We start from the raw sequence: 21,866 nt of genomic DNA, 5'->3' as shown, positions 1-21,866 counted from the left end.
CAAGCGATATAGTACACATCCCAAGGCTGCCGGCGCCGCGGCCGCCAGCGCTTCCAGCAGTGGTTAGATGGTGTCTATAACAGGCGTCAGGCGACCAAGGGGTCGCTTTTTTCAGCCCAAACCCAGCAATCTACTGGCGGCTTCATCCATCAGCAGAAGAGCTATCGTAATAGGACCCCGCTTCTAGCTAGCGATTCTGCCGGGCCTTCCATTCATCGATGCCCTTGCGTAGGCCCGTCATGTTATCCGCAAGCCTTTCACGTTCCACGCTGAGAAATTGGGTGAAGCCCCTCATGTCGTTCTCAAGTGCCCTGAACCTCTTCTGTTTCTTGATGTTGTTGTGCACTGTTCGTTCTACCGCTCCCCGTTGTCAAAGTCATTGACGAACTTCTCCGCAATGAAATCCATCACGAGACGCACGGCCGCCTGCCGTCGCATGTCAACGTGGGCGATCAGATAAATATCACGCGAGAGTTTTTCTGCGTCCACAGGCAGCGCGATTACGCGTTCATCGTCTGCCGCAAAAAAGTGGGGAAACGCAGCAATGCCCAGACCTTCGCGCGCCGCGGCAAGCTGGCTCACCAGATCGTTGCTCCTGAACCCGATGCGGCGGCCACCCGCGAAGTCAAGCAGCCATACCTGCTCCGGTACGTGATCGAGTGCCGCATGGTACGCAATGAACTGCCACTCGCCGGATGCCCGGCTGATGTAGCCCTGCGCCGCATACAACCCATAACTCACGCTTCCGATCCTGCGGGAAACATAGCTTGGTTCTGTAGGTTGAGTCAGGCGAACGGCAATATCCGCCTCCTGACGACTGAGCGAGATCATCGGCTGAGTGCCCAGGAGCGTCAGTTCGATTTCGGGATGCCGTGAAGCAAGTTCGGCAAAACGAGGCGCGAGGAAGACGCTCGCGAAAGCAGGCGGAGCACTGACAACGACTCTCGCCCGCGCTCCCGTGTTACGGCTTCGCACCGCCATTTCCAATGCATGAGCCTGCGTCTGCATGCCCTCGGCGACGCGCGCAACGTCGAGGCCTGCCTCGGTTAACCGCCAACGTCTCGCAAGGCGGTCCACCAACGTTTCTCCCAACGCGTGCTCGAGCGCTGCGATACGCCGCGCAACTGTGGCGTGATCCACCTTCAGCTTGCGCGCCGCACCCGACAGAGTGCCCGCCTCCGCCAGGGCGATGAAATGTCTCATGTCATTCCAGTCGAACATTGGTGCAAATTCTCACAAGCGATGTGAATGCTTTCCGGGTTTCCGACTTCCGGTACCAGTGCTATTTTGCATGATGCTTGACATCTTATCGTGATGCCGGCGCCGAGTGCATGCGTCGCATCGCGTGGCATCTATTGATGGCGATGGAAATTAACGATTCCCGAGGAGCCAGGTTGATCAGGATTCTTCCCTTATGCCTCGGCACGTTTGCGCTTGGCATCGACGCGTACATCATGGCGGGCTTGCTGCCCGGCATCGCCAACACCTTCGCGGTCTCCGCCTCCGTGGCAGGTCAAACAGTCACAATGTTCACCGCGTGTTATGCCGTTGCAGCGCCGGTGTTTGGCGCACTGACGGCAGGCAAGCCCGTGCGGCGCGTGCTAGGCGCAGCGCTGATCCTTTTCACGCTCGCGAACACGCTTAGCGCACTCGCAACGAGCTTCCCCGTCCTGCTCCTGTCGCGCGCAGCGGCCGGAGTCGGCGCAGGCCTATATGGTCCCAGCGCCTTCAGTGCTGCTGCAAGCATGGTTTCTCAGGAACGACGAGGCCGCGCACTCGGTGTCGTCGTGGGCGGCCTCGCACTGGGCACCGCCGTCGGCGTACCGTGCGGTCTCATCGTCGCTCACGGTTTCGGCTGGAGAAGCGCGATGTGGCTGATAGTGGCGCTAGGTGGAATCGCATTCACGGGCGTCGTTTCGCGCATGCCTGAAATCGCCGCCTCGACACCACCTTCGCTTCGCCAACGCGTTGCAGTACTGGTCGACCCTCGTGTCGCTGCAACCATTGCTGTTTCATTCGTCACATCTGCCGCATCAATCGGGCTCTACACCTTCGTGGCACCGCTGCTGCGCGCGAGCGGCGGCATCACTGATCCGTTGCCTTATCTGTGGGCCTGGAGTGTAGGCGGGGTTCTCGGCATCTACTTCTGCGGCGCGCTGATCGACGCCACAGGCCACCCGGAATGGGTGATGTCGGTCGTACAGATTCTGATGCTCGCGGTTTTCGGAACCCTGGGGCCAGCGCTGCCCTATCCCGCAGCGGCTCTCGCCCTGTTTGGTGTGTGGGGTGCCGCGGCGTGGTCCTCGCAGGCGCCACAACAACACAGATTGCTGACTTTGCATCCGGATAAAGCAAGCGTCGTCGTCGCATTACAGAGCTCCGCGCACTATCTCGGCAGTGCTGCCGGCGCTGCGCTGGGCGGGCTCGCCCTTGCCGCGGGCATCCGCCTTACGCAGTTGCCGATGTTATCTACGGCACTGGTCGTCATCGCCCTGTCAGGGCAACTCGGCATTGCCCTCTGGGCGAAGTCGGACTCGATCCGCTCTCACCCAGGCGAGGCATGATCCCATCAAACAGGAAGTCCTCAATGAAAGCCATTCAGTATCGAAAATTCGGAGGCCCCGAAGTCCTCGAGTACGTCGGGTTGCCCGACCCCGAGCCGCGAGCGGGCGAAGTGTTGATCGAGACCACTGCTATCGGTGTCAATTTTCCGGATGTTCGGGAGCGCATGGGTGTCTACAACCGGGCAGAGACGCAGGTCGGCGGCGTGACGCTACCTCAGGTCGGCGGGCTGCAAGTGGTCGGCCGTGTGCTGAATGCCGGCACCGAGGCGCACGACCACCTGGTTGGGCGCAAGGTGATGGCCCTGATGTCGAAGGGCGCTTACGCGCAACGCGCAGTGGCTCGCGCTGACATGCTCGTTGAACTCGAAGACGATACCGATGACGTCGTCATGGCGAGCGTGCCGTGTCAGGGCGTGACTGCATTTCTCGCTCTTCAGGTTTGCACAGTGCTGCGCCCGGGCGAAAGCGTGCTGGTTCATGGCGCAGCCGGCGGCGTCGGCAACCTCGCGGTCCAGATTGCGAAAGTACTCGGTGCGGCCACGGTAATCGGGACCGCGAGTTCAGACACCCGCCGAGCCTTTGTATTGAGCCGTGGCGCCGACCATGCGATTGCTTATGACTCGCCGCACTGGCCGGAATCGGTCCTGAGCATCACCAACGGCAAAGGCGTTGACGTGATCCTCGAAACAGTCGGCGGCGACGTCTTCGACGAGAACTTCGCCTGCCTTGGCATGCTTGGCCGATGCGTTGTCATCGGTTCGACGCGCGGCCCCGGCAAACCTCTCGCGCCGCGTCAGTTGATGGCAAAAGCGCAAACGCTGACCGGAGTCTATCTGCCCTCGTTTTTTCAGCGCCCGGATCTTATCCAACGTGGTCTGCGCTTCCTGAAAGACGGCATTGGACAAGGACTGATTCGACCGCGGGTTGCGGCTACGCTCCCGCTCAGCCGCGCGGCCGATGCGCACGCCATGCTCGAACGCCGGGAAGCCCAGGGCGTCATCGTCCTCGATCCGAGGTACTGATCAATGGCCCTGCTCCAACGCGTTCGCGCAGATCAGTCATGGTCCCGCTCGCTGAACGCTCTCCTTGAAGATCGCAATCCCCAGGATTATTTATGAAAAAAATATACCTCGCCGCGGCCGCGCTCGCCGGTGCGTTGATGTCTGCAGGTGCAACGCAAGGCGCACAAACGGATGTGGCTCCTGTGAATCTTGACTCCGCGCACCCTTTGCCCGATGGATCGCTTGAAGATGTGAAGAACCGCTTCCGGCAATTGACATTGGCGGCAAACCGTCACGACGCTGCAGCCATAGAGAAGATGTTCTGGGACTCACCGTCAGCGCTGCTGGTCGCAAAAAGCGTCGATCCCGCAGAGGGAAGTTGGGCCGGCTTTTGGGGATCTGAATCAGTGGCGCACAAGCTTCAGGATATCTACGCTGCCGGCACACTCACACTGTTTCCCGACTGGGCAAAACTAAAGGTGGTGGGTATTTCTTCAACAGTCGCACAGACGTATGCGCCGATGAAAATCGCCGTCAGCTACGGCGGCCAGGATCCATCTCCGCGTCCGTTTATCATGATCATTCAATGGCTGAATCTGGATGGTCAATGGAAAATCGCGTCGGAAATCATCTTGCCAGTGCCGTCGCCCTGACCCGCCGCGATTTAGTCCGAACTCGCGAAATAGCACAACTCACCGCTGATCCAGGTCCTCATTGCCGATCAAGTTGGCCGCCGCCTGTCATAAACATGGCTGGTGCCGCGAAAGTCATGGCAGCAGCGCTTTCTTGGCCTCCCGGAGGATGGACGACGACAGTTGCTCGTCGTTCACCATACGCGCCATCGTAAGTGCGCCCATCATGGTTGATAGCATGACAAGCGCCTTCTTCCTTGCCGCAGCGGGTGGCAGTTCGGTGAGACGGCTTGCGATGAGGTTGACAAGGTTCACGACGCCCTCCGTGGCCGCGTCGCGCACCTCGTCGCTGGAGCGTGCCAACTCGCCTGCAAGTGCGACGAAGGGACAGCCGCTGCCAGGATCGTCCCGATGCTCCAGAGAAAGATAGTCGTTGATTGCCGCATTCAGACCTCGGACGTCGGTCGAACGCGACAGCGACGCTTCCATCGATTCGCGCAGCGACCCAGCGGCGAGTTGTAGCGACTCCAGTACTACGTGTTCCTTCGATGTGAAATGTTTGTAGAATCCGCCGTGCGTCAGGCCCGCCTGCGACATAAGATCGGCGACGGCAGTCCCGTCTATGCCGTTTTCCCGAAACCGGCTGGACGCCGCCTCGACGATGCGTTGGCGGGTCTCGGCCGCCTCCTGTCTGGATTTTCTCATGACCTCGATGATCTTTCGTTAATTTAGATTTGATATAACATCCAGCTTGCCGGTGCAAGTCGGAGATGCACTCATTGCGTAGGGAGTGACGCGAATCGTCGCGCCTTTCGGGTCCACCACCGGCGGGGCCATCAGTCGATCAAAGGCGCCTCTGCGTCGACGCGATAGCCACTCGAAGACGGATTACCAAGATCGAGGTTACCCAGAAATAAAGGGCTTTTTTCCAATAGCTCCGCCGCCCACTCCACAAAGACGCGTGCCTTAAGGGCGATCTGCCGGCGGTGCGGAAACACGGCTGCAACCGGCATCGGCCCTGGCTGCCACTGAGACAGCACTTCGACGAGTGCGCCCGAGTTCAGGTATGGCGCAAGTATGAACCGGGGAGCCTGAATTAGTCCCATGCCGTTAGCGCTGCATATTGCACAGCTCTCCGCGTCGCTGATTGAAAGCGCAGCCGGCAAGCCGACCTCGACCGCATCACCGTTGATGTCAAACATGAAGTTCGCGACTCTTCCGGTAGCGTGTGAGAGGCAGTGCACTGCAAGATGTTGCGGAATATCCTCCACGCGTTGAGGTTCGCCGTAACGGACAAGGTAGTCGGGGCTGCCAGCGGTCACTATCTCCAGATCACACAGCCGGCGCTGAATGACGCCTGGGTCTTCAGGCTCCCCCATACGGATTGTACAGTCGAGGTTCTCATCGCTCGGGTGAATGGGCCGATCATCCAGCCCGATCATCAGTTCGAGATCGGGGAACCGTTTGTGAAAGTCGTCGATGGCTGGCAAGACGACAATTCTTCCAAGCGCCGTCGCGATCTGCACGGAAAGCCGACCTCGCGGTCCGTTCCGAGCGCTAGCAAGCATCTCTTCCGACTCCCTGATCTCGGCCAGGATCCGTATGCAATGCCTGTAGTACTCCGCTCCTTCCGGAGTAAGGCTAAGGTGTCGGGTCGTCCGCTGCATCAGACGAACCCGCAGGTGCGCTTCCAGCTTCCTGACCACAACAGACACCGTCGAACGCGGAAGACGGAGCGCGTCCGCCGCACGGGAAAAGCTGTTCAGCTCGACCACCCTGGCGAACACCTGCATTGACTGAAACCGGTCCATATCGTCTCCAAGTCGACGCCGTATCAGACAACCACCCGGCTCACGAAGGAGACAAGGCAACGGCCCAGGCATCTCACCTGACCGGAACCGCCGGTGGAGAACTATTCGTTGCCACGCGGGCGTCCGGGGAGATGTCCCAGCCGCCGCCCAGCGCACGAAATGCCCCGACCGCGGCGCGCGCCGCGTCCGCGCGTGAGCTGTCCAGATCGTCACGCGCGACGAGGAGTTGACGGTCCGCGTCCAGCACATCTGTGAGGGTTATGGCCCCTGCTCTGTAGGCGCGTTCGGACAAGTTGCGGGCGCGCGTCAGTGATGCCACTTCATCCTGCAACTCCTGCCGTCGAGCCTCTGTCTGGGAAAGCGCTGTGAACGCGTTCTCAACATCCTCAGCGGCCTTGAGCACCGCCTGGCGATACAGTGCAAGCGCCTCTGCGTTCGCGCCTCGCGCCTGCTTAACCTCCGCATCCACCTTCCCGAAGTCAAACAGACGCCACCGAAGCGCCCCCGTACCGACCGGCTGAAACGCTGCCGCGGTAAAGAGGTGATTGGTGCTCACGCTGTCAAAGCCAAGCGCGCCAGACAGGGAGATCTTCGGGTAATAGCCCGAGATTGCCGCGCCGATCCGCTCACTTGAAGCGGCCACTCGCCGCTCCGCCGCGATGATGTCAGGTCTACGCCTCAAGACGTCCAGTGGCTGGTCGTTATCGTCAATCTTCGGGATCGCGGGGATGGTGGAGGAGACGGACAGTTCATGCGCGTACGTTCCCGGCTGCGCACCCATCAGCACATCCAGGCGGTTTAGTTGCGCCTCAAGCGACGTGCGCAGGATAGGTACAGTGGACCTTGCCTGTTTTAGCAGCGCCTCGGCCTGGGCAATCTCCCTCTCGTCCGCCGCGCCAGCGCGACGCCGCACCCGGACAAGCTCAAGAAGGCGTCCGTCGGTGTCAATCTGATCCTGCGCCACCGCAAGCCGCGTCTGGAACCCTCTGACCTGCAGGTATGCATCGGCGGCGTCGGCGGCCACCGTAATCCGCGTGCCGAGTTGCTCAGCCTCGGCCGCCTGCACTTCGTCACGCGCCGCAGCGGCGCTGCGGCGCAGTCCGCCGGCCAGATCGATTTCCCAGCTCGCGGTAGCCCCAACGTTGTATTCGCGCTGGTCGCGACTGTAGCCAGGAAACGTTTTCGCGATGGTGCCGACCGGACTTAACAGGCTCTGATGCTCGGCGGTTCCCGTCGCGTCGAAATCGAGCGTTGGCAGAAGCTGCGCGCCCGCCCCCGCTGCGACCGCCCGCGCCTGCTGAACGCGGGCAAACGCCGCCGCAAGGTCCAGGTTCTGCGCAAGAGCACGCTGAACGACGGTTACGAGCATTGGATCATCAAATCCGGTCCACCAGGTGTCGAGGTGCGGAGACGGTCTTGCCGCTTGCTGGGTGCTTGTCTCAACCCGGTTATGGAACGGCACAAGCTGCGTAGTGGGCGCCGCATAATCCGGCCCCACCGCACAAGCCCCCAGGCCCGTCGCGATTGCTACGCCCACGCATATAACACGGAGCAGGCTCGTTGAAGGCCGGCGCATGACCGTGTGACGTCCGTCTTCAGCCGCCTGCCGCCGGCACGCCGGTTTCGCTCCGCTGATCTCGGGCAGATATGGGGCGCCGTCATGCGGCTCGTGTCGAAGATTGCCAGCTTCACTATGCGAACCTGAAACACACATTAGTCTGCGAGCAACGGCAGTAGTGAAGATCATGTGCGCTCCTTACGGCCAAATTTGCGGATGAAAACATAAAAGGCAGGAGTGAACAGAAGTCCGAAGCAAGTCACACCCAGCATGCCGAACAGCACCGCCGTTCCCAGCGACTGGCGCATTTCAGCGCCTGCTCCTGTGGCGACCGCGAGCGGCGCCACTCCGAGGATGAAGGCAAAAGACGTCATCAGGATAGGACGCAGGCGTGTGCGTGCAGCGTGCACCGCGGCGTCAACCGGTGCGGTCCCCTCGTCCTCCTTCTGACGCGCAAATTCGACTATCAGGATGGCATTCTTCGCAGCCAGTCCGACGAGAACGACGAAGCCGATCTGCGCCAGGATATCGATGGGCATGCCGCGAGCGATCAGGCCAGTGACCGACGCGAGAATACACATCGGTACGATCAGGACGATCGCAAGCGGTAGCTTCCAGCTCTCATACTGCGCGACGAGAACGAGAAACACGAAGAGCGCAGCTGCTCCGAATACCAGGAGCGTCGGCGTGCCGTGTTGCTGCTGCTGGTAAGCCAGGTCCGTCCATTCGAAGCTGATACCCTGCGGCAGCACCTGATGGGCAAGCTCTTCCATGCGATGGAGTGCTGTACCGGTGGCGATGCCTGGCGCTGCGACGCCCTGAACTTCCGCGGCAGGATACAAGTTGTAGCGAGGCACCCGATAGGGAATCGTACGGTTCTCCATTTGCGCCACTGTGCCGACCGGCACCATCTCACCGAACTGGTTTCGCGCTTTTAGACGGGTGATGTCCTGAGGCGTATGCCGGAATTGCCCGTCAGCCTGAACAATGACCTGATAAGTTCTGCCAAGATAGTTGAAGTCGTTCACGTACTGTGAACCCAGATAGACCTGCAGTGCGGAAAACACATCCGTGGGTGTGAGCCCGACCTTTTCGGCCTTTACACGATCAATATTCGCGAAAACCGATGGCGACCCCGCATTGAACAGGGTGAAGACGCCGGCAAAACTGGGATCCCTGTTGGCCGCAGCAACAAGGGCATTCGCCGCATGCACGAGCGCCTCTGACCCAAGTCCCGCGCGGTCCTCCAGCATCATCTTGAACCCGCCCGAATTGCCAAGACCCTGCACAGGAGGCGGCGGAATGGTCAGCACATAAGCGTCCTTGATGACGGAAAGGCGTTTGCGCAGGTCGGCCAGTACCGTGTTCGCGGTCACTCCCGGAATCTCGTGGTTGTACAGCGACGGCAACCCCGAAAAAATCGTTCCCGAGTTCGACGCCACGGTCAACGTTGTTGCGTCAAGCCCAACGAACGGGGCAACGTGTTCAATTCCGCGCGTCGTCAGGATAATGTCAATGGCATTTCGGACCACTTTCTCGGTACGGTCGAGTGCCGCGCCCGGCGGAAGTTGAACCACGGTAATCAGATAACCCTGATCCTGCTCCGGAATAAAGCCGGTTGGCGTACGCGAGAACTCAAGACCCGTAATGCCAATCAGCACGACGTATATTGCGAGAACGACGGTGAGTCCACGAACGATACGACGGGTGACGTTTCCGTACCCGAACGACAGTCTGTCAAAGCCCCTGTTAAAGCGATCAAAGCCCGCATGTAGCAGACGCTGCGCGAGGCCCCCATGCGACGCGATATGCGGCTCATGCGACTTGAAGAGCACCGCGCAGAGGGCGGGACTCAGCGTAAGCGACACAAAGCAGGATATGACAGTCGATGCTGCGATCGTCACCGCAAACTGGCGAAAGAACAGCCCCGAAATCCCGCTAAGGAAGGCGGACGGGATGAAGACCGCACATAGCGTCAACGCAATCGACAGCAGTGCCCCGCCCACTTCGTCCATCGTCCGGTGGGCCGCCTCTACCGGCGACATGCCAGAGCGCATGTTGCGCTCGACGTTCTCGACTACGACGATCGCATCATCAACGACAATGCCGACCGCCAGCACGAGGCCAAACAAAGACAGGTTGTTTAGCGATATTCCGAACGTGGCGAGTACGATGAACGACCCAAGCAGGGAGACCGGAATTGCAACGACGGGGATAATCGTGGCCCTCCAGTTCTGCAGGAAAAGAAAGACGACGCCAACAACCAGCAGGATTGCGACGAATATGGTGACAATCACCTCGTCGACCGATTTGCCGATAAAGATGGTCGGGTCGTAGATGATCTTGTAGTCCATTCCTGCGGGGAACTCATTCTTTAGCCCGCGCATCGCGGACAAAACCTGCTGCTCGACTGCAAGCGAGTTCGCACCGGGCTCCGCGTAGATGAGCAACGTCGAAGCGTTGTCACGGTCCATGAAAGCGGTCGAGCCGTAGTCTGCGGCGCCGACTTCGACCAGGCCAATATCGCGTATCCGCGTCACGCGACCCTGTGCGTCGGACTTGACGACGACGTCGGAAAATTGCTGTGGCGTGGACAGCCGGCCGAGCGCCTCTACGTTTATCTGGTACGCGTCGCTGCCCGCCGTGGGCGGCTGGTTCAGGACACCAGCCGATACCTGCAGGTTCTGTGCGCGTAGTGCTGTGAGCACTTCACTCGCGTTCAGATTGTTGGCTGCGACCTTGTCGGGGTCGATCCAGATACGCATTGCGTACTCACGGGCACCCTGGAACTGCACGTCGCCGACGCCTTGCAGACGCGCTAGCGTGTCCTTCACGTGCAACGTCGCGTAGTTCGAGAGATAAAGTGTGTCGCGCGTTCTGTCAGGAGAGTACAGGTGAACAGCCAGCAATATGCTAGGTGTGGACTTCCTCACCTGAACGCCAAGGCGCCGGACGTCTTCGGGCAGGCGCGGTAGTGCATCCTGAACCCGATTCTGTGTGAGCATCTGCGCGACGTTCAGGTCGGTGCCGATACGAAACGTAACCGTGACCGTCAACCGGCCGTCTCCCGTGGACTGGCTGCTCATGTAGAGCATGTTCTCGACGCCGTTGATCTGCTGCTCCAGCGGCGTGGCCACTGTTCGCGCAATCGTTTCGGCCGACGCACCCGGATAGGATGTCGTCACCTGCACAGTCGGTGGAACGATTTCCGGGTACTGGGCGACGGGAAGCACGAACATCGCGCCCAGGCCAATTAGCGTCAGAAAGGCACTGACCACCGTCGCGAAGCGCGGCCTGTCGATAAAGAAATGGGCAATACGCATGGCTTCACTGTCCGCTAGTTCTGTTTAGGCTCATAGCGGATCGCACCATCGCGCGTCGCCACTTTCGTTCCGGGCGCCGCAAAGGGCAAACCGTCGACGATCACGCGATCGTCCCGAGACAGGCCCGAGCGGATCACACGCAATCCCCCGCGTATCTCACCGACCTCGACATGCTTTGCCACAACCGTTCCGTCGGTGCTAACCGTCATCACGAGGTACTCGGACTGGTCGGGTAAAACGGATGCGTCCGGCACGAGCAGCGTCGGTGCGGGGTGCGCCACCGCGAGACGCACGCGCGAGAACTCGCCAGGTGTAAAGCGCAGGTCGGCATTGGACACCGTCGCTCGGGCGTGGATTGTGCCGCTGGAACGGTCCAGCACGTTGTCGACGAAATCAAGCGTGCCTTGCCGTGTGTAGGTCGTCGAATTGCCCGCCGCCAGTTCGACGCGATTTGCAATCGGCCCTTTGGCGTCGCCGCGATACTGCGAAAACGACTGGAAGTCCGCCTCGCTCATATCGAAGTCGAGGTAGACCGGATCGAGCGAGACGAGCGTCGCGAGCAACGTCGTCGGACTCGTTGCGCCACGGCTGCCTGCAATAAGGTTACCGGTGGAAACAAGATGCCTGCCAATGCGGCCGGTAAACGGCGCCGTGATGCGGCAGCGATCCAGATCGAAGCGGGCGTCGCGGATCTGCGCCGCAGCATCGTCGAGTGCGGCTTGCGCAGCATTCAGTTCGGACGTGCGCTGCTCGACGTTCTGCGTCGTGCCAGCATCATTGCGCTCAAGCTCCCGTGCGCGCGCCAACTCCTGCTTTGCCAGAACGAGGCGCGCCTCAGCGGTGCGCCGCAAGGCAGTCGCCTGCGCGAGCCGAATCTCATACGGCACGGGATCGATGGTGAACAGCAGATCGCCCTTGTGAACGATGTCGCCGTCCCTGAAGTGAACACCTGTGAGCGTACCGCCTACCTGTGCGCGCAGTTCCACCTGATCGACGGCCGAGAACTGCCCAAGAAATCCAAGTCGGGTGTCGAGGTCGCGTACCAGCGGCCGGCTGATCGTTACCTCATGGGGCGGCACGGGTCGAGCATTGGCGACGCTATCACCGCCATCATGCGAGTAGAGAAACCACGCGCCCCCGCTTGCCATGATCACAGCGGCTGCGGCAGCCCAGGTTCTGGCGCGTCGGCCCACCGTGCCATATCGCGCACGACGAACTGTTCTGCCGTCTTCCAGCCTTATTTTCGTATCCAACTTCGATCACCTCGAAAAGTGTTGTCGTTCGCCTCGTCGCGAAACGGCGTCTCGACCAATCGGCGCACCAACTGATTGCGCGGACCGGACAACGCGGCTATTTAGATTTTGAACAACTTCTAACTGGCGTTAGATTACATGTGAAATCTAAAACGTCAAGACTTTTCAAGGCGCTAACCAGTAGCTCTACCGGCCCTCAACCGATGCATCTCAGAACCAGCAACGCTTCGCCCGATTGTTCGCGCCTGGCAGCATGTGTATTCATCATCGACGGATTTATGCGAACAACTGGATCCGCTATGCTGTGCACGCTTTTAACTACTGTGCGCGTGGAATCGCTTTCGCGTGCCATGGCAGGTGATTGCGTTTGTTCTTTTTGCGGCATGAAGGAGCGCTCCTCCATACCGGTCCTTCTTTTGTCGCGGCGCACGTTCCCTGAAGTGCGCTTTTTTTTGAGGCGCAAGACATGATCGGCGACGACGCGATGAGGCGATCCATTCATGAGCGCGAATCGCGTGCACACAGGCTGTCCCGGCAAGATGTGCTTTCCGACGTTCTCGATCTGATACGGCTACGAGGCGAATCAATCGAGATATACGAGACGGTCGAGGCGCAACGCAAGCCCTTTGATGCTGGACGCGCCCGCTTTCACTTTATTCAGGACGGCGCCTTCCGGCTCGACGCGATCGCTATCGATACGACCACGTTAGTCGCCGGTGATCTTGTTTTGCTACCTAAGGGATGTGCGCATGTTCTCTCCGCAATCCATGCGCGTGACTCTCTGCCCGGATCACCCTCGCGACCCGATGAATGTCGCAGCTTCGCCGAAAAGCCCTTTCGCGTCCTGACGGGCTCGTTCGTATTCGAATCCGCGTCCGCCGGCTCATTGATCGCGGGTCTCCCGGATGTCATTCATCTCCGGGCCGACGCATCGGGTACACCGGAATGGCAACACGCGATCCTGCGGTTCGTGCGGCTGGAAGCGAGCGAGCCGTCGCCAGGCGCTGCGCTCATGATCTCGCGCCTGATCGATCTGCTGGTGATACGGAGCTTGCGCGAGTGGGTGGCGAAGAGTCCCGCTCATAGCGGATGGCTCCGGGGCCTCGGCGACGCACGACTTGGGCGTGCACTGGCGGCCATGCATGAGGATCCCGCGCATGAATGGAAACTGGGTGCGCTTGCGAAGATTGCGACCATGTCCCGGTCGCACTTTGCGGACCGATTCACGGAGATTGTCGGCGAGCCGCCGCTCAGGTATCTCGCACGGTGGCGCCTGAGCCTTGCCGCCGACCTGCTGCGCAACGGTCGTGTGCGAATCAGCGAGGCAGCGTCTGTCGCCGGTTACCAGTCGGACTCCTCGTTCTCGCGGGCCTTCAAGGCACATTTCGGATATTCGCCCGGTGCCATACGTCATGGTGCAGATCCGGATCAGGGCATGCCGTCACGCTGAGCTTCAGTCGAAAGCGATCATGCCACGCTCTATGCTGGGCCTCGCCATCACGGCAGCGAACCATCGCTGAAGTTGCGGATACCGCGCCCAGTCGATCGACGGCGACTGCGCGGCCACTATGCTGACAGCAGCGATGTCTGCGAGCGTGAATGACTGCCCTGCCATGAACGGTGCGTTTTGCAGAAACCTCTCGCTTGCAAGGAGCATCTCAAGGCTGCGCCGTTCCATCAATCTTTGTCCCTCCTCGCACCCTTTGTTCTTCAGAAAGAAGGCCGCGTGGCTGGGCGCGATCACGTCAGTCACGAAAAAGAAGAATCGCTCGAGTGCAAAGGGCGCCGATGCATCCGTTTCGGGCGGTAACAACCTGCCTCCCGCTCGTCGCGCAAGGTAAAGAAGAATCGCATTGGACTGCGCGAGGACAAGCGGAGGCGCCGCCGACGAGCGAACTCGCAGCACCGGCACTTTTCCACTCGGATTCAGTGAAAGGAAGTCTGGTGTGCGCTGCTCCCCCGCCCGAAGATCGAGCTTCACGACCTGGTGGGCGATCGCGAGTTCCTCCAGCGCAATCGCCACACGAAGACAGTTACCCGTCTTCGCGCCATACAGGGTAACGTCGGCGGGCATTGTCAGGGAGCCGGCGTTTCAGGCATGACGATGCGCTCGTACTGGCCTCCGGCCGCAGCTTGCCGGTACGCAGGCGCGTCAATCATTGACTGCGGAAAGATCGGAGCCAATGCACTGGCATCATCCAGCCGCTCGACGTGATGCTGCGCAAGCGTGAGCTTTGCAGCGCCAAGGTATGCCGATAACTGTTCGCTCGTCCGAGGTCCAATGATCGGCAGCGAACCCTTTAGCAAGACCCACGCTACTGCCACCTCGGATGGCGTGACCCCAAGCTCGGTTGCAACCGCAAGGGTGGCATCGACGATCGCCGTACGCTGGCCGGAATTTTCCTGCTGGAATACGGCACCGCCCAGTGCTTCAAGGCGCCCTTTCTCGCCCCGACGGTACTTGCCCGAAAGCAGTCCACCACCGAGCGGCGACCACGCCACCATCCCCAGTCCAAGTGCCTGGCCTGCCGGTATCAGTTCGTGCTCGGCTGTGCGCTCCACCAGGCTGTGCTCGAACTGCAAGCCGGCGACTCGCGCCCAGCCGCGCAACTCGGCGATCGTTGCCGCCCGCGCAACGCGCCACGCAGGGAAGTCGGACAGTCCGATATAGAGCACCTTGCCGCTGCACACCAGGTCGTCCAGGCCTCGCATGATCTCGTCCGTTGGCGTGATGCCATCGGAAAAGTGCACCCAGTAGAGGTCAATGCGATCGGTCTTGAGACGCTTGAGGCTCGCCTCAACGGACAGGCGCATCGCGAGCCGGCTATTGCCCGTCGCCAAAGCGCCCGCGTTGGGTGCCGATGCCTGAGTGTACTTGGTCGCAACCACGAAGTTATCGCGACGGCCCGAGAGGAGCTTACCGAGAAACTCCTCGGATTCTCCGAACTGATACACGTCGGCGCAATCCACAAAGTTACCGCCCGCGTCCGCATATCGGTCGACGATCTCGCGTGCGGCGTCAAGATCTGACCCGTACCCCCACCGGCCGCCGAAGTTGGCTGTACCAAGAACCAGCTCAGACACGCGCAGGCCCGTATGTTTACCGAAGACACGATATCGCACGATTACACCCCTTGAAGCTTCGGGAGATACGGCGCCACGGCAGCTGCTGATGTGTCGGCAGGCGTGAGGACACGACTGGTGGTCGAACCGCCGATATAGCGCTCATAGATCCTCCACCCCGCCGCCGTCTTGCGCAGCCGGTCACGCATCGGCGAATACAGCCAGATCGCGGGCAGCCCGGCATCGCTGTGCATCACCTGGCCCGCACCGAGTTTCGACGCATCCTCGGGCGAGGCATAGCGGATCAGCAGGTTTTGATATCGCACGACCACGCCGTCTTCGTCCTCATCGACGATATGGTTTGTGGCATGACGCCCCACGCCAGGTATCAGATACGGATAGTCATGCTCGAAGAAGCGCCGGATTTCGGTGTGTCCATTAATCGTTCCGTGAAAGTGGTACGCCACGGCGTCGGGCAGGAATGCCTCGATCATGGCTTCGACGTCCCATGTCTCGAAGAACCAGTTGACGCGATTGACGAAGTCGACGGCGCTCGCCCGGTCTTCGGCGCTGACTGTGCTCACATGCGGGACGGAAGGAAAGGCTGTCATGCAAAGTCCTTGAAAGAAGACGTTGATCGGAATGAGACAGATAATATGTGCAATTACACATATGAACGAAAAATTTTCAGCCTGCAAAGACAACGGTCAACAGACCTGCCCGCAGTGCAGCCGCCTGTTTGCGACTGACGCCAGCTTCGAACTCCGCCTGCGCTGCTCGCCAGCAGGGCTCAGCCTCCGACAGCTTCGCCTTGCCCGCAGCGGACAGCGTGAACGTCAGTGCCGCTTTCGGACCTTCCGCATCGCTCGTCAACCACTTTGCGTCCCTCAGGGGTCTGAGTGCACGTACCAACGTGGTCCGCTCCATCACCATCAGGTCCGCCAGATCGGCAACCGCAATTCCTGGATGCTCTTCAACGAGCGCAAGTATCGAAAATTGCGAGATCGAAATACCTACGCCTGACAAGTGGCTATCGTAAATACGCGACACGTACCTGGCAGCGCGACGTGCAGCCAGACAGTGACAAAGATCGGGACCAGTGAGCGGTTTCATGTTTCTTATTCTCATGTGCTATTACACATTTGTCAATGCTTCGGGATAGCGGCTCACTATTCAGCCAAAGAGGTGCTTTTGTGAGGGGCCGCCTCAGAGATCGGCCGACTTTTCCGTCGCCCACGCTTCGCCGGCGGACACTGCAACAGGCTGGCGCATACAGTCTTATGGGCCACGGAAATCTTCTCTCTTATCTTTCGGACGCAATGTCATTGAAACCGGACGACGTGCAATAGGCGGCGCCCCTTAGCCCGGTTACCGTTCGTGTTGGCGTCGCGCTCGTCCTGATACTTCCTGTCGCTAGACGGGCGCGATATTGGAATCTCATTTGGCGTCTTAACCTTCCTATCATGAAGTCTTACATTCTGCGGCTCTTTGCTGCTCTTGTCGTATCGCTCGGTCTCGTCACTCTCGCATCCGTTGCGGCATGCGGCAGCTCTTCCGCAAGCACCACGGGCACGGTCGTACTCGTACACGGGGCGTGGGCCGATGGGTCTAGCTGGTCATCAGTCACGCGCGTACTGCAGGCGCGTGGCCTGAAAGTAGTGACTGTTCAGCTTCCCCGCACGTCGCTAGCCGACGATGCCGCAACCGTCACCCGTGCCATCGATGCCCAGCAGGGCCCAGTCCTTCTGGTCGGACATTCCTACGGAGGCGCCGTCATTACGCAAGCCGGCAGCATTAACAAGGTTGCAGGTCTCGTTTATGTGTCAGCATTCGCGCCCGCAGACAATCAGTCGATCTCCGATCTGACGAGTCCCTTTCCGAAGCCGGCCTGGCAGGCAGGTCTGGTATCCGACGAAGCTGGATTCCTTACGCTCAACACTGACACTTACCTGAGCAGTTTCGCACCGGACCTTCCGAAAGACACATCCAGTGTGCTCGCCACGGCTCAGGGGCCGCTCAATGCGCGCTGTCTTACCGATAAGGTGTCTGTGGCCGCCTGGAAGTCCAAACCGTCGTGGTGGGTCTATGGCGACCAGGACCAGATCATTCCCGCGGCGCTCCAGCAGGCCGAGGCTAAACAGATCGGCGCGAAGATTACGTCGATTGCTGGCGCGAGCCATGTAGCACTGATGTCTCAACCTGCCGCAGTGGCCGCGGTAGTTCTCGACGCGGCACGAGCCACCGGCGTGCTCTGACCGGTCTCGAAAGCATCAGCGCGGCGGGGACTAACGCCCGCCGCGCCCGCCCTCTTGCGCAATAGCTCACGCAGTGACAGAGATATCATTTTCCTGACGACCTTAAAATGATCACACGCAAAATATTCGTGGTAGCTGCGACGCTTCTGTCGTCATTGCTATTTTCCGCTTGCATGGCAACCACATCCGGCCAATCAGCTACGCAACGGATCTCACCCGTCAGCGCTTCGCCTAATGAAACTGGCGTGAGCAGGAGCGACGTAGATGGCCAGCAGGATCAACATGCCGGCGACGCGGAAAAGCATAACCTCGAGATTCTTCGCTTTGTCCGCGGTTTCTAGCCGACAAGGAATGACGGTCACAGCGAGCGTAATGCGTTGCGATCTGGTGACGGGGTGATGTACCCCCAAGCAGAGATTTTAGGAAGGGGCAGCGACGTCTTCGTCCTGCCAATCTCCACGGCGTGCAGCATAGCGAGACCCCCACCCCCGCCCATGGACCGCGTGTTGCGCCTTTCGCCGCTGCGTCGCATCGCGCCATGAAATACCGCAGTGGGTTATGACGTACGTCTCACTACGACTGGCTCCTTCCAAAGGGTGCGGCCAAAAAACGTCAGTGTGCGGTCCCACGCGAGTTGCGCCCAAACCGGATCGTATTGCGTGCCTGATATGCGCCCATCGCCCACGGCGGTTTCATTGGCGAACGCATGATGTGCAAGATAGCGATGGAATTCCGCCGAGACCTCACTGCGGGCGAACCTCTCCTCAAGCACATCCACACCCGCGGCAGGAAAGAATGCATCCTGTGTGGCCCAGTGCGCCTGGATGGGCGCTTTGATGCCAGAAGCGTCCAGGCGATCCAGCGGCGGGAATCCATACCATATAACGCCAGCCGCAAATTCAGGGACAGCGCTGAGGGCAAGAAGCGTCAATGCGCCGCCCATGCAAAACCCGGTCACACCGATATTTCTCGTGTACGTACTCAGGTATTGAACCGCGCCGCGAACGTCCTGAGAGATTGCGTCAGCAAAGTCCAGACTATCCATGTAGTGGTGAGCCTCTTCTTCCTCGACTGTAGACTTTCCTCTGTAGAGGTCGGGCACCAGCGCGATGTAGCCCGCGTGAGACAGACGGTCCGCCACGCCCCGGATCTGAGCGTTAAGCCCCCACCACTCCTGGATCACAACGATTGCCGGCGCGCCTTCCAGCTTCGCCGGATTAGCAAGATAGCCCTCAACGGCTTGACCGTCCGGACGGCAAAAGCTGACCATGGTTCCCACGTTGCGCATCGGATTTCCTCCCATAATTTATCGACAGTTCAAGTTAAGCGCGGCTGCCTGCTTATTGCGTGGTCAACCGGCTTTCAGAGTCGCAAAGGGCATCCGTGTACCGCCTATGACCACGGAACCCCGCGCCTGAGAGTTGAAAAACTCGTCTCTTGTCGCTGCGAGGTTTCTCCGTGGCTAGCAGCTATGAGACGATGAACATAAGCGAGCACCGGCTGCTGCATGAAGGTTCTAGTCTTCGCGATCGAGAAAGGCCGTGACATCGGCCACGAAGCGCTTGGGATACTGATACTGCGCCCCATGACTCGAGTCAGGGTACAGAATCAGCTGAGCGTTCGGCAGCTTCTCCTCCAGGGTGAACGAATTCACCGGATAATGAACGATGTCGTGATTGCCGCCCACGATGAGCACAGGCTGCTTGATGTTTTTCAGGTATGCATCCGCATCAGCGTGAGGCGCGCCCCATGCCGCGAACGCCGCTACCTGCGCCGGTGCGACCTTATCATTCACGTCCGGGTCACGATCGCGCGAACGAGCATGAAGGCGATTGAGGAATTCACGTCCCGCAGCGCGACTCGCGTCTGATTGCGTGAAGAACACATCAAGCAGCAGTTGATCGTTGTTTCCGCTGTCCTTCTTGATCATTTCCTGGAACTCTGGCGTAAGCGTGGCCATTCCAGCCCCGCCGCGAGGTCCGCTCCCAACCAACACCAGATGTCGAACAACTTCAGGGCGCTCAACGGCAACTTCCTGTGCTACGAGACTTCCCAGAGAAAATCCGAGAAGATCAGCCCTTTTGACGTTGAGTGCGTGAAGCAGGTCGATAGCATGCCGTGCCATCCCCTCGACGGTGCTGGGAACTTCTCCTTCTGAACTGGCGACGCCGGCGTTGTCGAACAGAATTACCTCTCGATTTTTAGCAAAGCCGTCAATGACCGCAGGGTCCCAGTTGTCCATGTTGCCCACAAAGTGCTGGAAAAAGACCAGCGGCACATTGCCGGGTTTTCCGAAACGGCGATAGGCGAGCTTCGTACCGTTTACATCGATAAACCTCGTCGGCGCTGTCTGATGCGTGTAGACGGCGCGCAGGTTCTGCCCTTCCCCTGCCGCATTGGATGGCGTAGTTGCGAAAGCGGCAGCTGTAGCAAGTACTAGCACCCCCGCCTTGACCGTCGCGATTTTTATCGGTTTTCTCACTTCAGTACTCCTGAATTCAACACATTCAAAAATATTCTTACTGCGCTCCGAGAACTGGCGTGGTGTTGGGGACGAACGCTGCTTACGCCGGATTCTTGACGGAAGAGCGCTCGTCAATCGTCTGCCGCCAATTGAGCAGCGCGGTGCATTCCTCGGGGACCCGAATGTTTGCAAAACCAGCGAACACAAGTCCCGCCCAAACCGTGATATCCGCCATTGAGAAGGATTCGCCCGCAACGTACGGTTGTGCCGTGAGCACCTTGTCAAAGTAGCGCATCCCGGCAACAGCCTTGTCGCGTGAGCGTTCACCCCATTCTCGGCGGCCCTCCCAATCGGGGCTCTTGTACGCCTGAAGCGCCGGTCCAAGACCGGGCGTCGCATGGTGAAAGTAGATCCCTACCGCATCGATCAGTTCTGACTCAGCCCGCTTCTGCATCATATGAACCAGCGCTTTCTCTTTTGGCGACTTGCCCGTCAGCACCGGATTGCCGTCAAGATTGTCAAGATACTCAGTGATGGCCGTGCACTCCGAGATGTACGTTCCGTCATCCAACTGCAGAACGGGCACAGTCCCGGTGGGGTTGATGGCGAGGAAGGCGGCTTGCTTGTGTTCCGCAGCGGGAAGATCAACTTTGATGAACTCAATCTGGGAAGCAAGATTTTTCTCCGCCAGCACGATCCGGATGCGAAGCGGGTTGGGAAAACCTGGAATGTCGAAAATTTTCATGGTCGGTCTCAAAAGTTAATTACCTATCGATAGGTAAGTGAAGCGCACTTTATCGAGGCGTCCTCCCCGTGTCAACACTTACTTATCGATAGGTATCGTGTTAGAGTCTCCCACATGACAACGGACACCAAACAGCGCATTCTGGGCTCTGCCCGACGCATGGTTCAGGCGCGTGGATACAACGCGCTGAGTTTCCGCGAAATCGCCAAAGAGGTCGGCATCAAGAGTGCAGGCGTGCATCACCACTTTCCTACAAAGGGTGATCTAGGCGCGGCGTTGGCGCGCCAGTACACGGAGGAAGCGGTCACTTTGCTGCATGACCTTCTCGAACGGTTCGATAACGAGCAGCTGACGCTGGAGCGCTATGCGAGCATCTTTCGTTCGGCACTCGTGCAAGACAATCGAATGTGTCTTTGCGGCATCATGGCGGCAGAGCATCATGACCTTCCCGCCGAAGTCCGGGTAGAAGTCGATCACTTCACCGAGGTAAACGTCGACTGGCTTTTTAAGGTTCTGTCTCTCAGAGAGGACGGAAGAGATGCCGAGTCTATTAAGCGCCACGCGCTAGCAATTTTCGCGGCTATTGAAGGCGCGCAACTGGTCGCTCGTGGACGCGGCGACGTGTCGGTCTTCGACGCTACGGTCCAGGCATATCGAAGTACCGGCCTTTTTGCGTAAACAGCGCAGGCGCTGTGACTTTGCGATGCCGATCGGGTGCGGGAAAGTGAACATACGCTGTTCGTAGATTGCCCTCATCATGGCGGACGGCGCCAGCGGGCTTTTGGCTACGTATCCGAGGTTCTGACCGTATTGTCGGTGGCGTTCGTTCCGGGTGAGGACCGCTGCGAATCGTGAGTTTCCGCCGGCCAAACGAGATGAACAGTGCGCCTATCGCGAGTGGCTCGAAAATCACTTCGATGACTAGCGCGGAAATGCACGATGTTCGCTCGCGGCGAAAGCTGCACTGACTGGGAACGTGTGCGCCGAAAAGCGGATCAGGATACGGAAGCGGCCATGGAAAACCACGCCATCGGCGAAGCCATTGGGCGCAAGCGTGACTGGCCGGTGGGTCGGTGAGCCGAAGGCCGCCATATCAGGCACTCTCCCGGGCTCCGTGTCGGGACAATATGACTGCTACGGGAAGCACTTCTGCCGAGGGCGGAGGGCGAATTAAAAAGGAAAACGAAGCATTCACTC

20 protein-coding genes are annotated in these 21,866 nt (G+C 59.6%); 7 read left to right on the top strand and 13 right to left on the bottom strand.

What is annotated here, in order from left to right; genetic code table 11:
• Positions 1–354: 354 nt before the first annotated feature.
• The gene (locus BGRAMDRAFT_RS23810) at positions 355–1,221 is read right to left on the bottom strand and encodes a LysR family transcriptional regulator (protein ID WP_006051413.1); all 867 of its coding nucleotides are present in this window, start codon (positions 1,219–1,221) and stop codon (positions 355–357) included.
• A 110-nt stretch (positions 1,222–1,331) separates the two neighbouring features.
• Here BGRAMDRAFT_RS23810 and BGRAMDRAFT_RS23805 point away from each other — a divergent pair, with 110 nt between their 5' ends.
• The 3 genes from BGRAMDRAFT_RS23805 (at position 1,332) to BGRAMDRAFT_RS23795 (ending at position 4,218) form a co-directional block, all read left to right on the top strand.
• Positions 1,332–2,564: an MFS transporter gene (locus BGRAMDRAFT_RS23805; RefSeq protein WP_198143936.1), complete on the top strand. Its 1,233-nt coding sequence runs from the start codon at positions 1,332–1,334 to the stop codon at positions 2,562–2,564.
• 80 nt (positions 2,565–2,644) lie between these two features.
• Positions 2,645–3,586 (top strand): quinone oxidoreductase family protein, encoded by a 942-nt coding sequence (locus BGRAMDRAFT_RS23800; protein WP_198143935.1) that lies wholly within the window; start codon positions 2,645–2,647, stop codon positions 3,584–3,586.
• Positions 3,587–3,678: 92 nt separating this feature from the next.
• Complete coding sequence (locus tag BGRAMDRAFT_RS23795; RefSeq protein WP_006051410.1) at positions 3,679–4,218, top strand: hypothetical protein; 540 nt, start codon at positions 3,679–3,681, stop codon at positions 4,216–4,218.
• A 114-nt stretch (positions 4,219–4,332) separates the two neighbouring features.
• On the opposite strand, the gene BGRAMDRAFT_RS23790 is transcribed toward BGRAMDRAFT_RS23795, so the two are convergent.
• The 5 genes from BGRAMDRAFT_RS23790 to BGRAMDRAFT_RS23770 all read right to left on the bottom strand — a co-directional run bounded on the left by BGRAMDRAFT_RS23790 (position 4,333) and on the right by BGRAMDRAFT_RS23770 (position 12,037).
• Entirely contained in the window at positions 4,333–4,902 is a 570-nt protein-coding gene (locus BGRAMDRAFT_RS23790; protein ID WP_006051409.1) for a TetR/AcrR family transcriptional regulator, read from the bottom strand.
• Between the two features lie 131 nt (positions 4,903–5,033).
• The gene (locus tag BGRAMDRAFT_RS23785; RefSeq protein ID WP_006051408.1) at positions 5,034–6,008 is read right to left on the bottom strand and encodes a LysR family transcriptional regulator; all 975 of its coding nucleotides are present in this window, start codon (positions 6,006–6,008) and stop codon (positions 5,034–5,036) included.
• Positions 6,009–6,081: 73 nt separating this feature from the next.
• The gene (locus BGRAMDRAFT_RS23780; RefSeq protein ID WP_044021792.1) at positions 6,082–7,584 is read right to left on the bottom strand and encodes an efflux transporter outer membrane subunit; all 1,503 of its coding nucleotides are present in this window, start codon (positions 7,582–7,584) and stop codon (positions 6,082–6,084) included.
• A 167-nt stretch (positions 7,585–7,751) separates the two neighbouring features.
• Positions 7,752–10,889: an efflux RND transporter permease subunit gene (locus BGRAMDRAFT_RS23775; protein WP_006051406.1), complete on the bottom strand. Its 3,138-nt coding sequence runs from the start codon at positions 10,887–10,889 to the stop codon at positions 7,752–7,754.
• A gap of 14 nt (positions 10,890–10,903) precedes the next feature.
• Entirely contained in the window at positions 10,904–12,037 is a 1,134-nt protein-coding gene (locus BGRAMDRAFT_RS23770) for an efflux RND transporter periplasmic adaptor subunit (protein WP_006051405.1), read from the bottom strand.
• A gap of 571 nt (positions 12,038–12,608) precedes the next feature.
• Here BGRAMDRAFT_RS23770 and BGRAMDRAFT_RS23765 point away from each other — a divergent pair.
• Positions 12,609–13,592: an AraC family transcriptional regulator gene (locus BGRAMDRAFT_RS23765; protein WP_006051404.1), complete on the top strand. Its 984-nt coding sequence runs from the start codon at positions 12,609–12,611 to the stop codon at positions 13,590–13,592.
• A gap of 3 nt (positions 13,593–13,595) precedes the next feature.
• On the opposite strand, the gene BGRAMDRAFT_RS23760 is transcribed toward BGRAMDRAFT_RS23765, so the two are convergent.
• From BGRAMDRAFT_RS23760 to BGRAMDRAFT_RS23745, 4 genes are all read right to left on the bottom strand, one after another.
• Positions 13,596–14,216 carry a glutathione S-transferase family protein gene (locus BGRAMDRAFT_RS23760; RefSeq protein WP_006051403.1) on the bottom strand — a complete coding sequence of 207 codons (621 nt, stop codon included), beginning with the start codon at positions 14,214–14,216 and terminating at the stop codon, positions 13,596–13,598.
• A 2-nt stretch (positions 14,217–14,218) separates the two neighbouring features.
• A complete protein-coding gene (locus BGRAMDRAFT_RS23755) occupies positions 14,219–15,265 on the bottom strand; it encodes an aldo/keto reductase (protein ID WP_006051402.1) in 1,047 nt (348 codons plus the stop codon).
• Between the two features lie 2 nt (positions 15,266–15,267).
• A complete protein-coding gene (locus BGRAMDRAFT_RS23750) occupies positions 15,268–15,816 on the bottom strand; it encodes a nuclear transport factor 2 family protein (RefSeq protein ID WP_006051401.1) in 549 nt (182 codons plus the stop codon).
• A gap of 76 nt (positions 15,817–15,892) precedes the next feature.
• On the bottom strand, positions 15,893–16,318 hold the full coding sequence (locus tag BGRAMDRAFT_RS23745; RefSeq protein ID WP_006051400.1) for a MarR family winged helix-turn-helix transcriptional regulator: 426 nt from the start codon (positions 16,316–16,318) through the stop codon (positions 15,893–15,895).
• A 350-nt stretch (positions 16,319–16,668) separates the two neighbouring features.
• Between BGRAMDRAFT_RS23745 and BGRAMDRAFT_RS23740 the strand changes: the two genes are divergently transcribed.
• A complete protein-coding gene (locus tag BGRAMDRAFT_RS23740; RefSeq protein ID WP_006051399.1) occupies positions 16,669–17,460 on the top strand; it encodes an alpha/beta fold hydrolase in 792 nt (263 codons plus the stop codon).
• A gap of 556 nt (positions 17,461–18,016) precedes the next feature.
• Here the strand turns inward: BGRAMDRAFT_RS23740 and BGRAMDRAFT_RS23735 are convergent.
• The 3 genes from BGRAMDRAFT_RS23735 to BGRAMDRAFT_RS23725 all read right to left on the bottom strand — a co-directional run bounded on the left by BGRAMDRAFT_RS23735 (position 18,017) and on the right by BGRAMDRAFT_RS23725 (position 20,669).
• Positions 18,017–18,748 (bottom strand): dienelactone hydrolase family protein, encoded by a 732-nt coding sequence (locus BGRAMDRAFT_RS23735; RefSeq protein ID WP_006051398.1) that lies wholly within the window; start codon positions 18,746–18,748, stop codon positions 18,017–18,019.
• Between the two features lie 228 nt (positions 18,749–18,976).
• Positions 18,977–19,942, bottom strand: a complete 966-nt coding sequence (locus BGRAMDRAFT_RS23730; protein ID WP_006051397.1) for an alpha/beta fold hydrolase — start codon at positions 19,940–19,942, stop codon at positions 18,977–18,979.
• 82 nt (positions 19,943–20,024) lie between these two features.
• Positions 20,025–20,669, bottom strand: coding sequence for a glutathione S-transferase (locus tag BGRAMDRAFT_RS23725; RefSeq protein ID WP_006051396.1), 645 nt, complete (start codon positions 20,667–20,669; stop codon positions 20,025–20,027).
• Positions 20,670–20,783: 114 nt separating this feature from the next.
• Between BGRAMDRAFT_RS23725 and BGRAMDRAFT_RS23720 the strand changes: the two genes are divergently transcribed.
• A complete protein-coding gene (locus BGRAMDRAFT_RS23720) occupies positions 20,784–21,347 on the top strand; it encodes a TetR/AcrR family transcriptional regulator (protein WP_006051394.1) in 564 nt (187 codons plus the stop codon).
• A 261-nt stretch (positions 21,348–21,608) separates the two neighbouring features.
• Positions 21,609–21,746 (top strand): hypothetical protein, encoded by a 138-nt coding sequence (locus BGRAMDRAFT_RS35525; RefSeq protein ID WP_232292345.1) that lies wholly within the window; start codon positions 21,609–21,611, stop codon positions 21,744–21,746.
• Positions 21,747–21,866 lie beyond the last annotated feature (120 nt).

It is taken from the genome of Paraburkholderia graminis C4D1M (assembly GCF_000172415.1).
Lineage (GTDB): Bacteria > Pseudomonadota > Gammaproteobacteria > Burkholderiales > Burkholderiaceae > Paraburkholderia > Paraburkholderia graminis.
The sequence above is the reverse complement of the archived record's forward strand: the minus strand, read 5'-3'. Positions and strand labels throughout refer to the sequence as shown.